Source organism: Candidatus Limnocylindrales bacterium (genome assembly GCA_035626395.1).
Lineage (GTDB): Bacteria > Desulfobacterota > Binatia > UBA1149 > CAITLU01 > DASPNH01.
In genome coordinates this window covers 12764-32178 of the sequence record DASPNR010000030.1, presented here as the reverse complement: position 1 = coordinate 32178, position 19415 = coordinate 12764, and the positions used below count along the sequence as shown (strand labels likewise).

At 68.3% G+C, this 19415-nt stretch carries 18 protein-coding genes; 10 read left to right on the top strand and 8 right to left on the bottom strand.

Going from position 1 to position 19415, the window contains the following annotated elements:
- Positions 1-75: 75 nt before the first annotated feature.
- The 6 genes from VEC57_09635 to VEC57_09610 all read right to left on the bottom strand — a co-directional run bounded on the left by VEC57_09635 (position 76) and on the right by VEC57_09610 (position 6378).
- Positions 76-1821, bottom strand: coding sequence for an ABC transporter ATP-binding protein (locus tag VEC57_09635; protein ID HYB99375.1), 1746 nt, complete (start codon positions 1819-1821; stop codon positions 76-78).
- Positions 1822-2038: 217 nt separating this feature from the next.
- Entirely contained in the window at positions 2039-2527 is a 489-nt protein-coding gene (locus tag VEC57_09630) for a hypothetical protein (protein ID HYB99374.1), read from the bottom strand.
- Positions 2517-2969, bottom strand: coding sequence for a VOC family protein (locus VEC57_09625; protein HYB99373.1), 453 nt, complete (start codon positions 2967-2969; stop codon positions 2517-2519). Before VEC57_09625 ends, VEC57_09630 begins: the two co-directional genes overlap by 11 nt.
- Before the next feature lie 135 nt (positions 2970-3104).
- Entirely contained in the window at positions 3105-4079 is a 975-nt protein-coding gene (locus VEC57_09620) for an SDR family NAD(P)-dependent oxidoreductase (protein ID HYB99372.1), read from the bottom strand.
- 149 nt (positions 4080-4228) lie between these two features.
- The gene (locus VEC57_09615; protein ID HYB99371.1) at positions 4229-5872 is read right to left on the bottom strand and encodes a thiamine pyrophosphate-binding protein; all 1644 of its coding nucleotides are present in this window, start codon (positions 5870-5872) and stop codon (positions 4229-4231) included.
- 104 nt (positions 5873-5976) lie between these two features.
- Positions 5977-6378 carry a Rid family detoxifying hydrolase gene (locus VEC57_09610; protein ID HYB99370.1) on the bottom strand — a complete coding sequence of 134 codons (402 nt, stop codon included), beginning with the start codon at positions 6376-6378 and terminating at the stop codon, positions 5977-5979.
- A gap of 140 nt (positions 6379-6518) precedes the next feature.
- Between VEC57_09610 and VEC57_09605 the strand changes: the two genes are divergently transcribed.
- The 4 genes from VEC57_09605 to VEC57_09590 all read left to right on the top strand — a co-directional run bounded on the left by VEC57_09605 (position 6519) and on the right by VEC57_09590 (position 11018).
- Positions 6519-8069, top strand: coding sequence for an ATP-binding protein (locus VEC57_09605; GenBank protein ID HYB99369.1), 1551 nt, complete (start codon positions 6519-6521; stop codon positions 8067-8069).
- Positions 8070-8371: 302 nt separating this feature from the next.
- Positions 8372-9541, top strand: coding sequence for a zinc-dependent alcohol dehydrogenase (locus VEC57_09600; protein ID HYB99368.1), 1170 nt, complete (start codon positions 8372-8374; stop codon positions 9539-9541).
- Positions 9542-9581: 40 nt separating this feature from the next.
- On the top strand, positions 9582-10151 hold the full coding sequence (locus tag VEC57_09595; GenBank protein HYB99367.1) for a DUF4142 domain-containing protein: 570 nt from the start codon (positions 9582-9584) through the stop codon (positions 10149-10151).
- Positions 10152-10277: 126 nt separating this feature from the next.
- A complete protein-coding gene (locus VEC57_09590) occupies positions 10278-11018 on the top strand; it encodes a DUF4142 domain-containing protein (protein ID HYB99366.1) in 741 nt (246 codons plus the stop codon).
- A 40-nt stretch (positions 11019-11058) separates the two neighbouring features.
- Here the strand turns inward: VEC57_09590 and VEC57_09585 are convergent, their stop codons facing one another.
- Complete coding sequence (locus VEC57_09585) at positions 11059-11823, bottom strand: MerR family transcriptional regulator (protein ID HYB99365.1); 765 nt, start codon at positions 11821-11823, stop codon at positions 11059-11061.
- A gap of 93 nt (positions 11824-11916) precedes the next feature.
- Positions 11917-13002 carry a ferritin-like domain-containing protein gene (locus tag VEC57_09580; protein HYB99364.1) on the bottom strand — a complete coding sequence of 362 codons (1086 nt, stop codon included), beginning with the start codon at positions 13000-13002 and terminating at the stop codon, positions 11917-11919.
- A gap of 506 nt (positions 13003-13508) precedes the next feature.
- Between VEC57_09580 and VEC57_09575 the strand changes: the two genes are divergently transcribed.
- From VEC57_09575 to VEC57_09550, 6 genes are all read left to right on the top strand, one after another.
- Positions 13509-14222, top strand: a complete 714-nt coding sequence (locus tag VEC57_09575; protein HYB99363.1) for a hypothetical protein — start codon at positions 13509-13511, stop codon at positions 14220-14222.
- The gene (locus tag VEC57_09570) at positions 14210-14851 is read left to right on the top strand and encodes a YbhB/YbcL family Raf kinase inhibitor-like protein (protein HYB99362.1); all 642 of its coding nucleotides are present in this window, start codon (positions 14210-14212) and stop codon (positions 14849-14851) included. Before VEC57_09575 ends, VEC57_09570 begins: the two co-directional genes overlap by 13 nt.
- A gap of 97 nt (positions 14852-14948) precedes the next feature.
- Positions 14949-15761, top strand: a complete 813-nt coding sequence (hisN, locus tag VEC57_09565; protein ID HYB99361.1) for a histidinol-phosphatase — start codon at positions 14949-14951, stop codon at positions 15759-15761.
- Between the two features lie 9 nt (positions 15762-15770).
- The gene (locus VEC57_09560) at positions 15771-16358 is read left to right on the top strand and encodes a thioredoxin family protein (GenBank protein HYB99360.1); all 588 of its coding nucleotides are present in this window, start codon (positions 15771-15773) and stop codon (positions 16356-16358) included.
- Positions 16359-16371: 13 nt separating this feature from the next.
- Positions 16372-17025 (top strand): DUF6064 family protein, encoded by a 654-nt coding sequence (locus VEC57_09555; GenBank protein ID HYB99359.1) that lies wholly within the window; start codon positions 16372-16374, stop codon positions 17023-17025.
- A 139-nt stretch (positions 17026-17164) separates the two neighbouring features.
- A complete protein-coding gene (locus VEC57_09550) occupies positions 17165-19285 on the top strand; it encodes a DUF6600 domain-containing protein (protein ID HYB99358.1) in 2121 nt (706 codons plus the stop codon).
- Positions 19286-19415 lie beyond the last annotated feature (130 nt).

The following is a 19415-nucleotide window of genomic DNA, read 5'->3' as shown; positions in this document are numbered from 1 at the left end:
CCGAGGCCGCCGCGAAGGCCGATGCGCTGCTGTCGCGCCTGATACCCGGCCATCGGCACTGTGCCGCCGCGGGTGTTACGCCGCCTGATCCTGGTGCGAGAACCCGAAGCTGATGCGCGCGAGCTCGGCGTAATAGTCGTTGCTGCGGATCAGCTCCTCGTGCGTGCCATGCGCGAGCACCTGCCCATGGCGCAGCACGTAGATCTGATCGGCGTCGCGGATCGTGCTCAGGCGGTGCGCGATGATCAGGCACGTACGGTTCTGGCGCAGCTTCCTCAGCGCCGACTGGATGAGCTTCTCGCTCTTGGCGTCGACGGCGCTGGTGGCTTCGTCCAGCAGCAGGATCGGCGCGTTCTTGAGGAATGCGCGCGCGATCGACAGGCGCTGCCTCTCGCCGCCGCTCAAGTGGCTGCCCCGCTCACCGACCTCGGCATCGAGCTTGCCTTCGAGACGCTCGACGAAATCGGCGGCGGACGCCATGCGCAGCGCCTCCCACAGCTCCTCGTCGGTGGCTTCGAACTTCCCGAGCAGCAGGTTCTCGCGCACGGTGGTGTTGAACATGTAGCTGTCCTGCGAGACGTATCCGATGTTGTCGCGCAGGCTCGCCTTGCTGTACTCGCGCGTCGGCACGCCGTCGAGGTAGATCTCGCCGCTGTCGGGCTCGTACAACCGCGTCAGGAGCTGGAAGATCGTGCTCTTGCCCGCGCCCGTGGCACCGACGATGGCCACCGTGTGCTGCGGCTTCACGAGCATGTCGAGGTCGGTCAAAATCGGACGGCGCTGGTCGTACCGGAAGTTGACCTTCTCGAACCGGATCTCGCCGGTGACGTGCTCCAGATGGCGGCCGCTCTGCAGGTCCTCGCTCTCCTCCATGTGGATGATCTCGAAGACGCGCGGCGCCGCGACCAGACCGTTGAGGAAGCTGGTGCTGAGGGTATGCAGGCGGCCGATAGGCTCGTACAGCATCGCCAGCAGCATCAGGAACTGTACGAGCTGGCCCACGGTGATCTCCCTGCTGATGCACCAGTAGGAGCCGAAGCCGATCAGCAGCAGCAGGCCCATGTCGCCGAGGAAGCCCATGCTGGGGCCGTAAATCGCCCACGCCCGCTGCAGCCGTGTCTGCTGGCGGCGGTAGGCCATGCTCGATTTGTCGAACGCGTGCTGCTTCTCGGGCTCGAGCGTGTAGGTCTTGATCTGGTGGATGCCGGCGATGTTGTCGTGCAGCAGCGCGCTCAGGCTGCCGGCCGACTCGCGCGCCTCGTCGGCGCGCGGCTGCACCCAGCGGCTGTAGATCCAGCCGCCGGCGGCGATGAAGGGCACCGGAATCATCGTCACCAGCGCCAGCGTCGGATGCAGGTAGATCATGACGCCGCTCGTGATGACGATCTGCAGAAGTGCCGGCACCGTCTGGTCGATGCCCTCGATGATCACGCGCTGCGTGGCCGGAACATCGGTGGACATGCGCATCAGGATGTCGCCGGTGGTCTGCTTGTCGAACCACTTCAGCGGCAGGTGCTGGATCTTGTCATGCAGGCAGCTGCGCAGGTCGTAGGTCATGCGCAGCTCGAAGGCGTTGTTGCCCAGCGTGCGCAGCGCGTAGAACAGCTGCCGAAGCGCCATCGCCCCCAGCGCCACCCCCACCGCGGGAAAGATCCGCGAGACGTCGCCGCTCGGGATGATGTCGTCCAGGAACCAACGCGTCACGCCCGGGAAGACGAAGCCGAGGCCGGTGCCGGCGGCGGCCATGCCTAGTCCGGCCGCGACGCGCCACGGGTAGCGCATCATGAAACGCAGAACGAGACCGAGGGAGGAGCTTGCCATACGGAAGCCACCAACGCGCGCGTCACCATGAGCAGGCGGTGCGGCGCGGCTGAGTTTCGTGAAGACCTGCCGCAGCCAGTCTAGATTGGTCGCAGGAGGCGATGAAGGTTCCTTGGCGGCGATCGAAGCGGTGACGATCGTCCTCGTCCCCCCTTGTGGCAGCATGCCGCCACTGCAGCATGGCGCAGGCGCGACGCGCGGCGCGCGCGGCAGAGCTTCACGAAGGATGCTTGCCGAGGAGCTGTTCGAGCACTTCGGCGCTGGCTTCCTCGAGGCGCGCGCATTCGAGCAACGTCTGCCGCGCCTCCTCCGAAGCCTGCGCTTGCGCCAGCGCGCGCCACGTCGCCGCTCCAAGCCGCTCGCCGCGGGCCTGGATCGCGAGCTGCTCGGAGCGCGGGCGTCCCTCGAACAGACCGCGGTTGATGGCCGCAAGATCGGGGTTGGCGACGCGCACGCGCTCCTGAACTTCCTCGTGGTCGGGTCGCAGCGACTCGACTCGGGTCGCGATCTCTTCCTCGCGCTCGGCGCACGCCAGCAGGCGGTCGCGTTCGTAGCCGGTGGCGGCCTCCTGCGCCCAGCGCCGGTAGCGCTCGGCGGCCATGCGCTCGGCGATGGCGATCAGCAGCGGCCGGTCGCGTTCCTCGACGCGGGCGAGGACCGGCAGCAGAACCTGTGCTACGTCGGGAAGATCCATGTCAGTGCGCATGCTGGCGGTAATAGGCGGCCTGGCGCCGTTCCAGCTCCTCGGGCGTGAGCAGCTCGATGCGGGTGGAGATGTGCCAGTGGTTGCCGCAAGGGTCGCGCACCGTGGCACCACGCTCGCCGTAGAACAGGTCCGACGGCGCCGACAAGGAAACTGCGCCCGCACGCAGCGCCTTGTCGTAGACGTGGTCGGTGTCGCTGACGTACAGGTGCACGGCCGCACGCATCGGCTCCCACGGCGGCCGCGCGTCGGCGACCTCGACCATCGAGTCGCCCACCCGCACGACCGCGTACGACACGGTCCCGTCCGGCCGCGTCGCACGCTGCACCTCCTTGGCGCCGAAGGCTTTCTTGAGGAACTGGATCAGGCTGTCGGCATCGTCGACGGCCAGATAGGGAGTGATGCTTCGAAACCCGTCCGGAATCGGTTTGACCGAGCGTGCCATGCGCCGGCTTCTGTGACGTGAGCGCTGCGTTCGCGCAAGCGAATCGCCGGCGTAGCGCTGATGCGGTCGCGACGTGGCATCCGCCAGGCCGCCTGACGCGCGTGATTCTCCCCCCGCCAGTGCATGTGAGCCCACTCAGGATGGAGAGGAGGCCGTCGCAGACGTGCCACACAGCCGCTCGCTCATCTCCCACAGCTCGCGTGCGCGCGCCGCATCGTAGGACGCCGGAGATGAGGGTGCCTCCTTCCACCGCGTGTGCGACGGGAAGTACCTGCCGGTCAGCCGCGCAAGCTGCGGGTCGTCCACCAGACGCGCCAGCGCCGTTCCGGCCTGCTCGACGGTGTTGATCCCTGCGACGACCGGCGACAGCACGCGCGCGAGGCCGGGCAGGAGCCGGTTCCATCCGAACTGCACCGCTGAGGGATAGTCGCGGGTCAGGCTCGAGCCGGGCGTCAGGCCCGGATCGAAGGCATTCACCGTGACCGCGGGAACGCCATCGGCGCTGCCGTCGCGCATCTGCAATCGTCGCACCAGCTCGTAGGTGAACCAGAGGTTGCAAAGCTTGCTGTTGACGTAGGCCAAGCCGCCGCGGAACCGGCCAGCCTCGGGTCCTCCGGTGGCGGCCAGCGTGGCGAGATCGGAAATGTCGGCCTTGGGCATTCCGGTCCAGCGCTTCGGATCGTGCACTCCCGAGGACACGACGACGATGCGCGACGGCGCGTGCGCGCGCAGATGATCGAGCAGGAGATTCGCCAGCAGGAAGTGGCCGAGATGGTTGACGGCGAACGTCATCTCGTGCCCCTCGGCGGTAAAGCGCGGCCTGCCGAAGAACTGAAGCCCGGCGTTGCACACCAGCGCACGCAGCGGCAGGCCGCGGCCGGTGACCTCGGCCGCCAGCGCCCGCACCGATGCCTGCGAGGCCAGATCCAGACCCATCTCGGAGGCGGCTTCGGCGCCGCTTTCCGCTCGCAGGCGCGCCACAGCCGCCGCCGAAGCGCTCCGGTCGCGGCTGGCCATCAGCACGTGCCAGCCGCGCCGCGCCAACGCGCGAGCACAGGCAAAGCCGATGCCCGCGTTTCCTCCGGTGATCAGCACTACGTCTTTGGCCATCGATGTCCCCGCATGCGCTCGCTCTCGCGCCGCCGATGCCGATGCGGCCGGAACCGTGCGTGTGCCGGCACGATCGGCCCGCCCTGCTCACGCCCGCTCGTACCAGTCGTGCGCCTTTTCCCACTGCCGCTCGCGCGCTTCGTGCACGGTCATGCCCGTTCGCCCAGCCTCCGCGCCAGCCGCTCCAGCGCCTTGGACGTATCCATCTTGTCGAGGTGGATGTTGAGGATCGACAGCGACTGCGTGTTGGCCCGGGCCTGCTGCAGCGCCGTCTCCAGCTCGCCCTCGGTGTGCACCTCGGTTCCCCAGCCCTGCCGCAGAAGCTGTGGGACCAGGTGGTAAGCCCAGTCGTGGATGTCGTTGTAGGGCCCTTCGCGGATGAAGCGCTCGGTGGTGTAGCCCTTGTTGTTGAGCACGAACACGATCGGGTTGAGCCCGAGCCGCGCCGCCGTCGACAGCTCCTGCCCCGTCATCTGGAAGGCGCCGTCGCCGACGACGACGATCGCGCGCGCGCTGCGGTCGAACGTCTGTACGCCCACGGCGGCCGGCACCGCGAAGCCCATCGACGTGTAGTACGCGGGGCTGAGGAAGTCGGTGCGGTGGCGGATGACCAGATCGGCCGCGCCGAAGAGAGAGTCGCCGACGTCGGCGATCACGACGTCGGAGTCCTCGAGGAAGTGATTGAGCCGCTCGAAGAAACGCCGCACGCGCATCGGCTGCGACGGCTCCGGCACCCACGGCCTGGCCTCGGCGGCCTCAGCCGCCGAAACGATCGCGTGCTCGCGGCGCGGTCCGAGATCGGCTGTGGTCAGCGCGCGGATGAAGTCGGCCAGCACCACTTCGTCGAAGTGATGGCGTTTGATCGAGGCGCGCTCGGAGTTGACGTTGATGGTGCGGTTGACGTCGAGGTTGGCGGTGTAGATGCCGAGATTGATGTCGGTCATGAAGGCGCCGAGGATCAGCACGCAGTCGGCCGACTCCACCGCCACGCGCACTTCCTCGCGGCCCATGGCGCCCTCGTAGACTCCGATGTACTGCGGATGCAGCTCCGAGATCACGGACTTGCCCAGGATCGTTGCCGCCACCGGAAATCCGGTATGCTCGACCAGCGCCACCAGCTCCTCCTGCAGACCGAAGCGGTGGATCTCGACGCCCGCCAGGATGATGGGGCGGGTGGCGCTGCGCAGCATCGCAACCGTCTCCGCCAGGCACTCGTCGAGAACGGCCGGATCGGTCTGCGGCAAGGGCACGCGAAAGTCGCCGGGAGCGGCGCAGCGCGCCTCGACCATGTCGCGCGGCAGCTCGAGGTAGACGGGCCGCTTCTGCAGGATGCACGCGTGCAGTGCATCGTCGATCTGCTGCGGCGCCGACTGCGGGTCCTCGAGCGAGCACGCCGCCACCGTCACCTTCTCGTAGATCTGCCGCTGGGTCTGGAAATCCCGCACCTTGTGATGCAGCAGCGGCGAGTGCGCCCGCTCGCCGAGCCCGGGAGCGCCGCTGATGACGATCAGCGGCGACTTCTCGGCATAGGCCCCCGCCACGGCGTTGAGGGAGTTGAGGCCGCCGACGCAGTAGGTCACGCACACGGCGCCGAGGCCGCTGACGCGCGCGTACCCGTCGGCGGCAAAACCCGCTCCGGCCTCCGTGCACGTGCCGATGACCTGCATCCTGCTTGCCACCAGCAGGTCGTAGAAGCCGAGCACGTAGTCGCCCGGAATGCCGAAGACATGCCCGAGCCCGGCCTGCTCCAGGCGCGAGACCAGATAGCGTCCGATCGTGCTCTGCTTGGCCATGTTCCTCCTGCGCCGGTGGTCATCACCGCGCGCGGCGGTCACTCCATCTGCACCCGGGTGGCGCCGTCACTGCGGCGTGCATCGCTCCGCCTTCGCTGCGGCCGTCACTCCAGCGCGGCGATGCATTCGATCTCCACGCGCGCGCCGAGGGCCAGCCCGCTGCTGCCGAGCGCGCTGCGGGCGGGAAGGTTCTCACGAAAGTAGCGGACGTAGACTTCGTTCATCGCCCGCCATTCCTTCATGTCGGCCAGGAAGATGGTGCACTTGACCACGCGTTCCAGGCTGGAACCGTAACGCTCCAACGTCGCACGGATGTTTTCCATCGTCTGCGCGGTTTCGGCGGCAATGCCGCCTTCGACGAGCTCGGCGGTGCCGGGGCGTACGCCGATCTGTCCGGAAACGAACAGCAGATTGCCCGCACGCACCGCCTCCGAGAAGGGCAGCCCCAGGCGCTTGCGCTCGGGCGGATCGAGGAACTCCATGCCTTCGCGGTCACCCTTGCCCATCGAGACGCCTCCACAAGCTGCCAGAACGATGGCCGACACCGCGACCACGACCGCTCGACGCGCCGATGCTCCCGCCAAGCGATGCCGACCGCCGCTGCGCACGCCCGCCCTCGTTACCGCTCCGATGTTCGCAGCGCAACATGGCCGGAAAGATTGCCGCACCTGTTGCAGCGGAATATCTACTGCGCGTGGAGCGGCTTGGGGCAGGACGTGGAGATGCGCTGTCGGATCATGATTGCGCGCACGACCCGATGCACGGCAGCGGCGGCTGCCGCTCAATGGCCCACGGCGACGCTGGCGACATCATGCCGCGGTCGCTGACCTCCGACCCGACACTCGAGAAGCGGCTTCTGCCCGACATCGAAGAGCGCGCACGAGCTGGCCTGGCGTTCCTGGCGGTGGCCTCGGCCGTTCTGGTCGCCGTCGATTTCCAGAGCGAGAGCCCGAATGCGATGCGAATGGCGCTCATCGACCTGTGCCGCGTGCTCGCGTTCGGCGCTCTGTTCGCGTTCCTGCGCCGGCCGCGCGGGCCGATCGTCGCGCGTCTTGCAGGACTGGCGGGGATCGCGGTCCTGTCTTCGACCTCGGCCGTGATGGGGCCGCTGCGCGGCGACTTCGGACCGCACCTGGTGGTCGCCGTCGCCACCGGTCTCGGCTGCGCGGCAGGCATCCCGTGGGGAGTCTGGCCGCAGATTGCGGCCACCATGATCCTGACGGCGGGGCTGGTCGTGAACCTGGCGCTGCTCCCGGATCATGGCGGCGGCATCGTCTCGACCAACGGAGTGTTCGCCTATCTGATGACGATGGGGTCCTCGATCTACATCGCCGCGCTCGACGGCTTCCGTCGACGCGCGGCGGCGGAAGCGCTCGGCGAGGCGCAACGTGCCGACGAGGCACTGCGGGATCTGAACGAGACGCTGGAGCGAAGCGTGCGCGAGCGCACGGCCGATCTTGCGCGCGCCAACGCCGAGCTCGAGCTGTCCAACCGCGAGCTGGCCACCACCAACCGAAGCCTCGAGCAGGCATACCGGGAGCTGCAAGGCTTCACGCAGACGGTGTCGCACGACCTGCGCGTCCCTCTGCGCGTCATCCACGGGCTCAGCCACCTGGCGCTGGAGCAGTATGGCGAGAAGCTCGACGAGCAGGGGCGCGGCTATCTCGCGCGCATCGGGGAATCGGCGGTGCGCCTGGGCATGATCGGCGACGACCTTCTGACGCTCGCGCGGGTGACGCGTGCGACGATGCTCAGCGAGGCCGTCGACATCACGGCGCTGGCGCGTTCGGTGGTGGAAGCGCAGCGCAGGCAGGAGCCGCAGCGGCAGGTGGAGGTCTCGATCGAGGAAGGCCTGTCGGCGCACGGCGATCCGTTTCTTCTGCGCATCGTGCTCGAGCAGTTGGTCTCGAACTGCTGGAAATTCACGCGCGACAGGCAGCAGGCGCGCATCGACGTCGCAGGCCTGGCCGCCGGCGAGCACGGCTTCCTCGTCCGCGACAACGGCATCGGGTTCCCGGCCGAGTTCGCGGGAAAGCTGTTCGCGCGTTTCGAGAGGCTGCACGACCAGCCCGACCTGGAAGGCACCGGCATCGGCCTTGCCATCGTCCAACGAATCGTCAGCCGTCACGGCGGACGCGTGTGGGCCGAGCGCAATCCTGACGCGGGTGCCACTTTCTCAGTCGCGCTGCCGCACTGACGGCTCGCCATCTTGCCGCCGGCGACGCGCGTCCGCGCCGCATCCCTCGTCTGCCCGGAGCTTCCGCTGCACATCATGACCCTCGATCCGGCGTGTGCTCGCTGGATGCATTCCCTCCGACGAGCGACGCACGGCCGTTTGTCGAACAAAACCCCGACGCCGTTCTTCATGGCGGCGATGCGCGGTGCCATCCTCGTCGCGACGAACGGTCCTCGGGCGTCGCGCTCTTCCGCGCGATGCCAATGGCGCCATCGAGCCGCGCGGCAGCTGGCGGCCGTTCGAGAGCCCGATCAGGAGCAACCATGAAAGCACTGTGCTGGTACGGCAAGAACGACGTCCGCATCGACGACGTTCCCGAGCCGAAGATCCTGCAGCCCACCGACGCCATCGTGAAGATCACCTCGACGGCGATCTGCGGCTCGGATCTGCATCTGTACGACGGCCTCATTCCCACCATGGAGGAAGGTGACATCCTCGGCCATGAGCCGATGGGCGAGGTCGTGGAGGTCGGCAGCGCCGTCACCAGGCTGTCGGTGGGCGACCGTGTCGTGGTCCCCTTCACCATCTCGTGCGGCAAGTGTTTCTTCTGCCAGAAGGAGCTCTACTCGCTGTGTGACACCACCAATGCCGAGAACCGGTACGCGCGCGAGGCGATGGGCCACGCCACGGCGGGGCTGTTCGGCTACTCGCACATGATGGGCGGCTATCCCGGCGGCCAGGCCGAGTACCTGCGCGTGCCGCACGCCGACGTGGGACCGGTGAAGATTCCCGACAGTCTCAGCGACGATCAGGTTCTCTTTCTGTCGGACGTCTTCCCCACCGGCTACATGGCGGCCGAAGCGTGCAACATCGAGTCCGGCGACACCGTGGCCGTATGGGGCTGCGGGCCCGTGGGCCAGTTCGCCATCCAGAGTGCGTGGATGTTCGGCGCCGGTCGCGTAATCGCCATCGATTGCGTTCCCGAGCGCCTGCGCATGGCGGAGGAACAGGGCGAGGCCGAAACCATCAATTTCAAGGACGCCAACGTCTACGACTGCCTCATGGACCTGACCAACGGGCGGGGCCCCGACAGCTGCATCGATGCGGTGGGATGCGAGGCCCACGCCACCGGCTCCATCGATGCCGTCATCGACAAGGCCAAGATGGCCGCCTACATGGCCACCGACCGGCCACACGTTCTGCGCGAGGCGATCTGGTGCTGCCGCAAGGGCGGCACCGTGTCCATTCCCGGAGTCTACCTCGGCTTCCTCGACAAGATCCCGTTCGGCGCCGTGATGAACAAGGGCTTGACGATCAAGACCGGACAGACCCACGTCCAGCGCTACACCGACGACCTGCTGCAGAAGATCCAGGACGCCGAGATCGATCCGTCGTTCATCATCACGCATCACATGCGGCTGGAGGAGGCCCCGGACGGGTACGAAATGTTCAAGCAGAAAGGAGACTGCATCAAGATCGTCTTGAAGCCGTAGGAGCCGGCGACGAGCAGCCGTCGCCGAAGGAGTAGAACCGATGAAGATCACGATCCTTGCCACCCTGGTCCTTGCTCTGGCCGCCAGCGGCGCCCACGCCGAAAGCGCCAATCCGGGCAGCGCGCGCGGCGCGCAGGCGACCACCAACGACTCCTCGGGCGGCGCGGCCGGCGATGCCGTGCTGACCGATCAGACGTTCCTCAAGAAGGCCGCGGCCGGCGGCATCGCCGAGGTGGAGACGGCCAAGATCGCGCTCGAGAAGGCGTCGGACAAAGAGGTCAAAGAGTTCGCGCAGCACATGATCAACGACCACAGCCAGAACAACAAGGAGCTGGAGGAAGTCGCCAAGAACATGAACGAGACGCTGCCGAAGGACACCGATCCGAAGCACAAGGCGATGATGGATCAGCTCAAGGCCAAGTCCGGCGCCGAGTTCGACAGGGCCTACATGCAGGCGCAGGTCCGCGATCATCAGGAGATGATCACGCTGTTCAAGCAGCAGGCCGAGTCGGGCAAGCATCCCGAGCTGAAGTCCTACGCCACCAAGACCCTGCCCGCGCTCGAGAAGCACCTCGACCACGCGCGCAAGGTCACCGACGGCGGGCTCTGACGTCGCGGGAAAGCGACTGGCATTTTTCCAGAGGACGATGCGTACGCGGCCTGCCGGTAAAACGGCGGGCCGCTTTCGTTGGAGACGCTGCGCGCGCCCTGGCGCAGCGACGTGAGGAAAGAGACGATGCGAAACTCTTGGCTTTCGACCACGTTGATGATGGCAGCGGGATCGATGCTGCTGCTCGTGAGCGACGGCGGCGCGCAGGAGCGCGCGAGCGAGGCGGGCGTGCTGGTCGCGCAGGCGACGGCGCCAGGCGCCGGGCCAGCCGCCGGGACGGGAACCGGCAGCGGCAGCGGAACTGCGACCGGCACAGGCACGGCGACCGGAGGCACGGCGACGGGCGGCGGAACGCCAACCGGCACTGGAACGGCAACGGGCGCCGGCACGGCCACGGGAGGAACGGCAACCGGCTCGATACCGGACCGTGATGCCAACTTCGTGATGACCGCCGCCAGCAGCGGGCTGGCCGAAGTCGCGGCAGGACAGCTGGCGCTGCAGAAGGCATCCAACGCCGCCGTCAAGCAGCATGCGCAGCGGATGATCGACGATCATACCGCCGCCAACCACGAACTGATGACGATCGCGAGAGAGAAGCAGCTGCCCACACCGGACGAGCCGAACCAGACGCACAAGCAGATGGTCGAGAAGCTGCGCACACAGTCGGGCGCGGAGTTCGACGCCGCCTACATGCAGGCGGAAGTGCAGGAGCATCGCTCGGCGGTGGCGCTGTTCCGCCAGCAGAAGGACGGCGGCGGCGATGCGAAGCTGGCGGCGTTCGCGGGAAGGACGCTGCCCAAGCTCGAGCACCATCTGGAAGAGGCGCTCAAGATCGCCGACGACGTGGCGCTGGGAAAGAAGAAGTGAGCGCGCGCGAGTAGCCTCGCCGTCCGGCGCGGCGAGTAGCTCAGCGTCCGCGACGTTTGCCTTCGGCTCGAAGCGGCGCAGGAGGCTCGGCCGCGCGCGGCACGTTTCCCTCGGCGATGAATCGGCGGATGACGCGCTCGCGCATCGCCACGAGCATGCGTCCGGCGGCCTCGATGCCGACCTCGGCCATGCGCGTCAGCTCCTCACCGCTCACCTTGCCGGTGGCGCGCTCGGTGAACATGCGAATCTCCTCGCGCGCCAGCCACTGCACCATCTGCACGTAGGTGCCGGTGACATCCATGCTGAACCCGCGCTCGGCGGTCAGGCCGGCGCGCCGCATCTCACCCCATGCCTCGACGACGGGGATCGACAGCCCTTCGATCCACTCGCCGCCGTCGCGGCGCACGACTTCGATCGTGCCGATCTCGGCGAGCTCTCGAATGTCCTCGATCGCCAGGCCGGTGCGGGCGCTGATGCGATCCAGGCGCTCGGGCAATCGGGTCTGCTGCGACCGGCTGCGCGTGGAGAGGCCTTTCTCGATCTGCGCCAGCGTCTGCGCATGCTCCTGCGGCGGCGGCTCGTCGCCGCGCAGGATCGCCTTGATGATCGCCAGCGGCAGGAAGCGCTCGGTCTGCAGGCGTTTGATGAGCGCAATGCGCTCGATGAACGACTCGTCGTACCAGGCCACGTTGCGGCCGGTGCGCTCGGGCTCGGGCAGCAGCCCCTCGCGGATGTAGAACCGGATCGCCTCGCGACCGACGCCGGTGGCGCGCTCGAGATCCTTCATCTTCAGCCGGTTCGTCATCCCCGATCTCCTGCCCTGGCAGCCTGCGCAATCGCCGCGGCTCGGGCACGCTCGCGCGCTGCGAGGCGTGCCCATCGTTCCGCGGCGGCCCTGCTACGCGGCCGTCGCCTTGGCCTCCGCCGCGATCCCTTCGATCATGCCACGCCGCTCATCGAAGCGCTCGGCCACGTTCTGATCATTCTCGGCCAGCGCGTCCAGATCGGTGTCGGCAAAGCCGATGATCCCCATGTCCGCGTAGGCCTTGCGGATGCGCGGACCCCAGAGGCCGATCTCCTTGACCGTCGGCACGATGCGCGTGAAGAGCTGGCTGCGGTAGAAGCGCATCCACTCGGAGCGCTCGGTGGCATCGGCGCACTCCTTGACCGGAAGACCGAGTGTCTCCCACACTTCTTCGCCGAGGAACCGATCGCGCAGCAGGTAGCATGCCTCCACCGCGAACTCCTCGCGCTCGTCGCGCTCCTTGTCGGTCAGATGCGGGTAGTAGTCGCGCAGCGCGAAGCGGCCGAAGGCCACGTGGCGCGCCTCGTCCTGCATCACGTAGGCATTGACGGCGGCCACCAGCGGGTTCTTGGCGTGGTCGCGAAGCGTCGAGAACGCCGCGAGTGCCACGCCTTCGATCAGCACCTGCATGCCCAGATACGTGATGTCCCAGCGAGAGTCCCGGAGCACGTCGCCGATCAGCGCCTGCAGGTGGCGGTTGATCGGATACAGCAGGTGATACTTCTCGTGCAGCAGGCGCGAGTACGCTTCGACGTGACGCGCTTCGTCGACGACCTGCGTTGCGGCGTAGAACTTCGAATCCATGTCGGGCACCTGCTGCACGATCTTGGCCGTGCAGATGAGCGCGCCCTGCTCGCCGTGCATGAACTGGCAAAGCTGCCATGCCTGGAAATGGTGTCGGGCCCGTCCCTTCTCGGCCGGCGTCATCCCGCGCCAGGCCTCGCTGTCGAAAATGGGAATGGACTGGTCGGGAAGCTCGGCAGGGTTTTCGGGATCGATGTTCAGCGACCAGTCGATGCGATCGGCCGCGTCCCACTGTCTCTTCTTTCCCTTCTCGTAGAGCTTGAGCAGCGGCGCGCGGCCGTCCTCGTACTCCCAGTTGAATGTGGTCGTGTAGTCCTGGCCCACGTCCCATGCCGGGCCATCGGTGGGACGGGCGTATCGCTCCTGCGTGGACATGAAGAGGCCTCCTGGGACCGGACAGCCGGCCGTGCGTAGTACGTACTGCTACTACGCAAAGCCGCGAGGCGCGTCAAGACGTCTCGGGGAAGTTTGTGGCCAAGGGCCGTGGCCGCCGAGCTCTTCCTGAAACCGAACGGCGACAGCGGTGCGCCCGCCCTCGACGCATCAGGCAGCGGAGCTGGAGCACCCGCTCCACTAGCGCCTTTGCTGCGACCGCCCGAGCTGCCGCTCAACCTCGCCCGCGCCCGCTACCGTGAGTGTTGGGGGGATGTTTGCCCGGCCGGAAACATCGTAATGTCTTTGCGGAGCTGGCCGCGCCGGCCCCGCGACTTCGCAACGCCTGGCACCGGATGGGAGCCGTTGCTGCGATACGGACAGTCGACGACTCACGACAAGGTGCTGCCCGCGGCGAGCGCCGTCGTCATCGACCGCCCTCGGGGCGCGCTCGCGCGTGCGAGACAGGCGCTTTCGGCTCGACCAATCACCTTCTGAAGGAGAAGATCATGAGAAGAACCTGTCCTTCCCTGGCGCTACGCGCTCTTCTCGCGACCGCGCTACTGCTCTCGAGCGTCGTGCTCCCGGCGGGCCGCGCCATGGCCGCCTGCGATCCCGACACCGAAGCGCGCATCCAGTTCCTCGAGACGCGTCTGGACGAGGGCCGCCGCCACGCCAGCTGGTGGTACAAAGGCTGGATGGCGGTCTTCGTTCTGGGCGTGGTGGCACAAAGCGGCCGAGCCGCCTTCGAAGAAGACAACGGCAAGCGGGCCGATCTCCTTCTCAGCGTTGCCAAGTCGGGCCTCGGCATTCTCGAGCTGACGCTCGACCCGACGGCCGCGCGTCATGGCGGCGAGCCGATCCGCGCCGTCCCTGCCGACGATTGCGCGCGGCGCCTGGCCGTGGCCGAGGAGGTCATGGCCGAGGCCGCCGATCAGGCCGGCATGCGCTACTCGTGGAGGCAGCACCTGGCCAGCCTGGCCATCAACCTCACGGCCGCCGTGCTCGTCTCCGAAGTATGGGACGAGCCATCCACGGCGTGGACGTCGTTCGCGGTCAGCGAGGCGTCGGCCGAGCTGCACATCTGGACGCATCCGACTCGCCAGATTCGTGATTGGGACGAGTACAAGCAGCGCTTCGGTGGCGCACCCGCCGCCGAGCTCGAGCCGCAGCTTCGTCTGGCGGGCGGACCGCGTGGGCTGGGCCTGGTGTGGAGCTTCTGAAGCATCTGCGGCTGGCCGCGCTGATCCTGGCAGCCTGGACCGCGGCCTGTACCGGCGCGGAGTCCACATCGGCAGCCGCCGGTGTGGATGCGCGCGGCGCCGGAGACGCCGCCGCACAGGCAGCCGAGCCGGCGCCGTCCAGGCAGGAGAGAGTCATGGTCCTTCGCTCGCCGGCATTCGAGGCGGGCGGTGAGATCCCCTCGCGCTACACGTGCGAAGGCGAGGATGTCTCGCCGCCCCTGGAGTGGTCGAAGCTTCCGATGGGAACGCGTTCGCTCGTGCTGATCGTCGATGATCCCGACGCGCCCGATCCGGCGGCTCCCAAGACGACATGGGTGCACTGGGTCGCCTACGACATCGAGCCGTCCGCAGGCAGTCTGGCCGAGGGCGCATCCAGATCGGGCATGCCGCGCGGCGCGCGGCAGGGCACCAACGACTGGAAGCGCACCGGATACGGTGGCCCGTGCCCGCCGATCGGCCGCCACCGCTACTTCCACAAGCTGTACGCGCTCGACACGACGCTCGGCGACATCGGCGCCCCCACCAAGGCCCAGGTCGAAGAGGCGATGAGGGAGCACGTCATCGGCAGCGTCGAGCTGGTGGGCACGTATCAGAAGACGAAGCGTTGAGGACCGCTGCGCACGCCCTCGCCACCACGGCCGAGAGCGCCTGCCTCGGTGCCTGCGGACGTTGGACCTCTGTCGGGTTTTCAGCGATGGCAAGACCGTGAGCAGCATTTCGGACGCCGAGCTCGAAACGTTTCTCGCCTTTGCCGGCCGCCTGGCCGACGCCGCACGCTCGGCCATCCTTCCGCACTTTCGACAGCCTTTGACCGTCACCGACAAGGCGGCCGCCGGCGCGTCCTACGATCCGGTGACCGTGGCGGACCGGGACGCCGAGCACCAGATGCGGGCGCTCATCACCGAGCACTATCCCAGCCACGGCATCGTCGGAGAGGAGCATGGCGATTCGCCCGGCAGCAGCGGCCTTCGCTGGCTCCTCGATCCCATCGACGGAACGCGCGCGTTCATCACCGGCGTGCCGCTGTGGGGCACGCTGATCGCGCTCTCCGACGAAGAGGGCCCGCTTCTCGGAGTGGTCGACCAGCCGTTCCTGCGCGAGCGCTTCCTCGGCAGCCGACTCGGCGCGCGCTACGAGCTGCCCGACCGCGAAGGAACGCTGCGCACGCGGCCGTGCGCATCGCTGGCAGAGGCGACCTTGTACTGCACGCATCCGGGAATGTTCCCGCGCGATCCGGCTCGCAGCGCATTCGCCGAGCTGGAATCGCGCGTGCGCATGAGCCGCTTCAGCGGTGACTGCTACTCCTACTGCATGGTCGCGTTCGGCCTGGTCGACCTCGTCGTCGAAGCCGGCCTCAAGCCGTGGGACATCCAGGCCATCATTCCCATCATCGAGGCGGCAGGCGGCGTCGTGACGACGTGGAAGGGCGAACGCGCCGTGGCCGGCGGCAAGATCATCGCCGCCGGAGATCCGGCCGTGCACGAACAGGCCCTGCGCATCCTGCAGCCGGCCGCATAGGTCATCCCCATGGTCGCGACTGCCTCCGACATGCTGCCGCTCGGGACACCCGCACCGGACTTCCGTCTGCCCGATGCGGTCTCGGGCAGAGAGTACTCGCTTGCCGACTTCGACGAGCAGCCGCTGCTGCTGGTGATGTTCCTCAGCAACCACTGCCCCTACGTCGTCCACGTGCGCGGCGAGCTCGGACGTCTCGCGCTCGACTACGCCGACGACGTCGCGGTCGTGGCCATCGCGGCCTCCGACCTGAGCACGCATCCTCAGGACGGTCCCGAGCACATGAAGAGGCTGGCGGAAGATCTGCACTGGACCTTCCCGTACCTGTTCGACGAGACCCAGGAGACGGCCAAGGCCTACCACGCCGCGTGCACGCCCGACTTCTTCCTCTTCGACGAGGACCGGCTGCTGATCTATCGCGGCCAGCTCGACGGCAGCCGTCCGAGCAACGACGTGCCCGTCACCGGCGCCGATCTTCGCGAGGCGATCGAGGCGGCGCTCGAGGGCCGCCCGCCTCTGGCCGAGCAGAAGCCGAGCCTCGGCTGCAACATCAAGTGGAAGCCAGGCAACGAGCCCGACTACTTCGCCAGGACGCGCTGAGCGCGCTGCACGCTTGGCGTTCGCATTCGACAACACCGCGGCCCTGGACGTCCTGACGGCCTACAACGATGCGCTGTGGCCGGCGCCAGCCGCGCTGTCCCTCGGCGCCTTCGCCGCCGTGTGCCTGGCGATGTTCCGCTTTCCCGCGCATGATCGCCTGGCCAGCGGGTTGATCGCCACGTTCTGGCTGTGGACCGGCCTGCTCTATTGCTACGCGTTCCTGTCGCGAATGACTCCTCTCGGCTACGCGTTCGCGTTCCTGTTCGTGGTGCAGGCGGGCCTGGTGGCGCGTCTCGGCATCCTCGGCAACGACATCCGCTTCTGGATGAACAACGGCTCACGCCACCTGGCGGGCATCCTTCTGATCTTCTACGCGCTGGTGGCCTATCCGTCGCTGAGTGCACTTCTGGGGCACGCATTTCCGGCCACACCCACCTTTGGCACGCCGACGCCGGTGACGATCTTCACGCTCGGGATGCTGCTGCTGACGCGCGCGCCGTGGCCGCGAATCCTGTTCGCCATCCCTCTACTGTGGACGGTGGTCGGCACCTATTTCGCGATCGAGACGCGCATGCGCGAGGACCTCGCGCTCATCGTCGCGGCCGCGCTCGTCCTTACGATGACGCCCGTGGAAGACGATCCCGACGCGGCCGGGGTCGCGCGCTGAGCTTTTTCCTGCGCGCCGCGCCTTTATTCGCCCGCTGCGCTCGATGTGCCTCCGCCTGCGCCGCCTAAGCGCTGTCAAGCATCATGACCGCCCGCGAAATGCAGGCTAGGCTCGCATGCATGACAGGAGGTCCCTCATCATGCACATCACTACGCGCTTCCATGCACTGACATTGAGTCTGTTCCTTGGCTGCGCGGCCCTCGGTGGCATCGCGACGGATGCCGTCGTCGCCACCGAGGTCCGCGCAGCCGTGTTCGATACGACATATTTCTACGCCGCCCTGGCCCCGGACGGCCGCTGGTACTACCACCCGCGGCTTGGTTGGGTCTGGTACCCGGTACGCGTCGAAGTCGGCTGGCAGCCCTACACGGTCGGTCGATGGGAATGGGCCGACGAGTACGGCTGGGTCTGGGCCTCCGAGGAGTCCTTCGGCTGGGCGACCTACCACTATGGCCGCTGGTTCGACGATCCGCACGCGGGCTGGGTATGGGTGCCCGGCGACGTATGGGGACCGGCCTGGGTGAGCTGGCGAGTCACTGACGGCTTCGTCGGATGGGCACCGCTGCCGCCGCAGACGTACGGGCACGAGATCTCGCTGACGCTCGACTTCGGTGGCGGCTTCTACAGCCGGCCCTCCTTCTTCGATGCGTACGCGAACTTCCAGATCGGCGCGCCCTCGCACGATCACTTCGTGTTCGTCGACTACAACAACTTCACCACGGTCAACATCAACAAGGTCGTCATCCGTGACAGCTCACGGCGCGAGCGGCTGTTCCGCGAGGCCCGCGACGTCACCCGCTACGAAGTCCAGGGCGGTCACGCGCGGTTCCGCGGCGACTTCGGCCGCCAGGAAGTGGAGCGGCGCATCGGCCGGCAGATCCGGCCCGTGCGGATCGCCGAAGCCGATCGGCCCACGCGCGGTGGAGCGGCCGGCGGTGACGGTCAGCTTTCGATCTACCGCCCGCGCATCGAGCGCGCGCCGAAGGAGCGTGCCCAGCGCGTCACGCCCGACCGCCTCGGTCTTGCGGAAGCTCCTGACGAGCAGCCTCCTCCCGAGCAGCTCAAGCAGAAGCGCCAGCGCGGCGAGCTCAAGACCGCGGCCGAAGAGCGCAAGCAGCGCGGCCTGCGCCCGCTGACGGCGGAGAACCCCAAGGATCTCGAGACCGAGGCGCAGGTCGGCGAGCAGCGACTGCGCAAGGAGCGTGAAGGTCGCGGGCCTCGCGATGCGGCAACCGAGCGCGAGGGCCGCGAGCGCGGCGGCGCGGCCGGTGCCGACGAGACGGAACGCCAGCGCCGCGAGCGCGGCGGCGAGGCGGCGGATGCGGAGCGCGAGCGCAAGCAGCGCGGCGATGCCGCGGGCGCCGATGCCGAGCGCGAACGTCGCGAGCGCGGCGGCGAGGCCGCGGATGCGGAGCGTGAGCGCAAGCAGCGCGGCGATGCCGCGGGCGCCGATGCCGAGCGCGAACGTCGCGAGCGCGGCGGCGCCGCGGGCGCCGACGATGCGCTGACGCCGGGCGGCCGCAAGGATCGCGGCGGCGAAGCCGGCGGGGCCGAGGACGAGATGCAGCGCCAGCGACGGGAACGCGAGAGTGGAGCAACCGATCCGCGCCAGCGCGACCTGCGAGGCACCGATCCCGCCGATGCGAACGAGCGCCAGCGCCGCGAGCGCGAGGTGCAGGGCGGCCGCGAACGCGGCGCAACGCCCGATGCGATGCGCGAGGAACGTGGAGGCCGCACTGGAGCGCCAGACCCGATGCGCGACCAGCGCAGCGGACCCGGCGGCCGTGACAGTGATGCCACGGAGCGCCCCGGCGGTCCCGGACGCGAGTCCGTGCGCGACGCCGACCGCGGTCCTGGCGCGCGGCCGACCGAGCGCCCCACGATGGATCGTCCCGATCGAAGCCGCGCACCTGGCAGTCAGCCGACGTCGGCTCCGCCCGATCGTGGACCGGCCGTTCGCGAGCAGGCGCCGCGCGGCGGCCCGTCGCCGGGTCGTGAAATGCGCGAAGAGCGCGGGCCCGCAGTGGGCCCCGGGGGCAGCGGCGGCAGGCCCGATCGCGGCGGGGGCGCCGAGCCGGTGCGCGTGCAGCCGGGCAAGGAAGAGCGCCGGCCGTCGTCCGAGCCGCTTCCGGATCGCTCCAAGGAGATGCGCCGGGAGAACGCGCCGCGCGGACCGCAGCCAGGCAACGCAGGCCCGCAAGGCGGACCTCCGGGACGCAAACGCGCGCCCGGCGAGCCCGATGCTCCGCCGCAGCCGTAACCATTCCTCCTGACCGAACCGCAGCGTCGGCCGCAGACGACATCGTCGTCTGCGGCCGACGGTTGCGCGCACGCCGCGCTCTACGAGGCGATCACGGGCTGCTGAGCGAGGCGCGAAAGCTCGGCGCGGC

What these genes read in the sequence shown, in the direction of transcription:
- VEC57_09635 (HYB99375.1), bottom strand. Translation starts at nt 1,821, where the DNA reads ATGGCAAGCTCCTCCCTCGGTCTCGTTCTGCGTTTCATGATGCGCTAC.
- VEC57_09630 (HYB99374.1), bottom strand. Translation starts at nt 2,527, where the DNA reads ATGCGCACTGACATGGATCTTCCCGACGTAGCACAGGTTCTGCTGCCG.
- VEC57_09625 (HYB99373.1), bottom strand. Translation starts at nt 2,969, where the DNA reads ATGGCACGCTCGGTCAAACCGATTCCGGACGGGTTTCGAAGCATCACT.
- VEC57_09620 (HYB99372.1), bottom strand. Translation starts at nt 4,079, where the DNA reads ATGGCCAAAGACGTAGTGCTGATCACCGGAGGAAACGCGGGCATCGGC.
- VEC57_09615 (HYB99371.1), bottom strand. Translation starts at nt 5,872, where the DNA reads ATGGCCAAGCAGAGCACGATCGGACGCTATCTGGTCTCGCGCCTGGAG.
- VEC57_09610 (HYB99370.1), bottom strand. Translation starts at nt 6,378, where the DNA reads ATGGGCAAGGGTGACCGCGAAGGCATGGAGTTCCTCGATCCGCCCGAG.
- VEC57_09605 (HYB99369.1), top strand. Translation starts at nt 6,519, where the DNA reads ATGGCCGGAAAGATTGCCGCACCTGTTGCAGCGGAATATCTACTGCGC.
- VEC57_09600 (HYB99368.1), top strand. Translation starts at nt 8,372, where the DNA reads ATGAAAGCACTGTGCTGGTACGGCAAGAACGACGTCCGCATCGACGAC.
- VEC57_09595 (HYB99367.1), top strand. Translation starts at nt 9,582, where the DNA reads ATGAAGATCACGATCCTTGCCACCCTGGTCCTTGCTCTGGCCGCCAGC.
- VEC57_09590 (HYB99366.1), top strand. Translation starts at nt 10,278, where the DNA reads ATGCGAAACTCTTGGCTTTCGACCACGTTGATGATGGCAGCGGGATCG.
- VEC57_09585 (HYB99365.1), bottom strand. Translation starts at nt 11,823, where the DNA reads ATGACGAACCGGCTGAAGATGAAGGATCTCGAGCGCGCCACCGGCGTC.
- VEC57_09580 (HYB99364.1), bottom strand. Translation starts at nt 13,002, where the DNA reads ATGTCCACGCAGGAGCGATACGCCCGTCCCACCGATGGCCCGGCATGG.
- VEC57_09575 (HYB99363.1), top strand. Translation starts at nt 13,509, where the DNA reads ATGAGAAGAACCTGTCCTTCCCTGGCGCTACGCGCTCTTCTCGCGACC.
- VEC57_09560 (HYB99360.1), top strand. Translation starts at nt 15,771, where the DNA reads ATGGTCGCGACTGCCTCCGACATGCTGCCGCTCGGGACACCCGCACCG.
- VEC57_09550 (HYB99358.1), top strand. Translation starts at nt 17,165, where the DNA reads ATGCACATCACTACGCGCTTCCATGCACTGACATTGAGTCTGTTCCTT.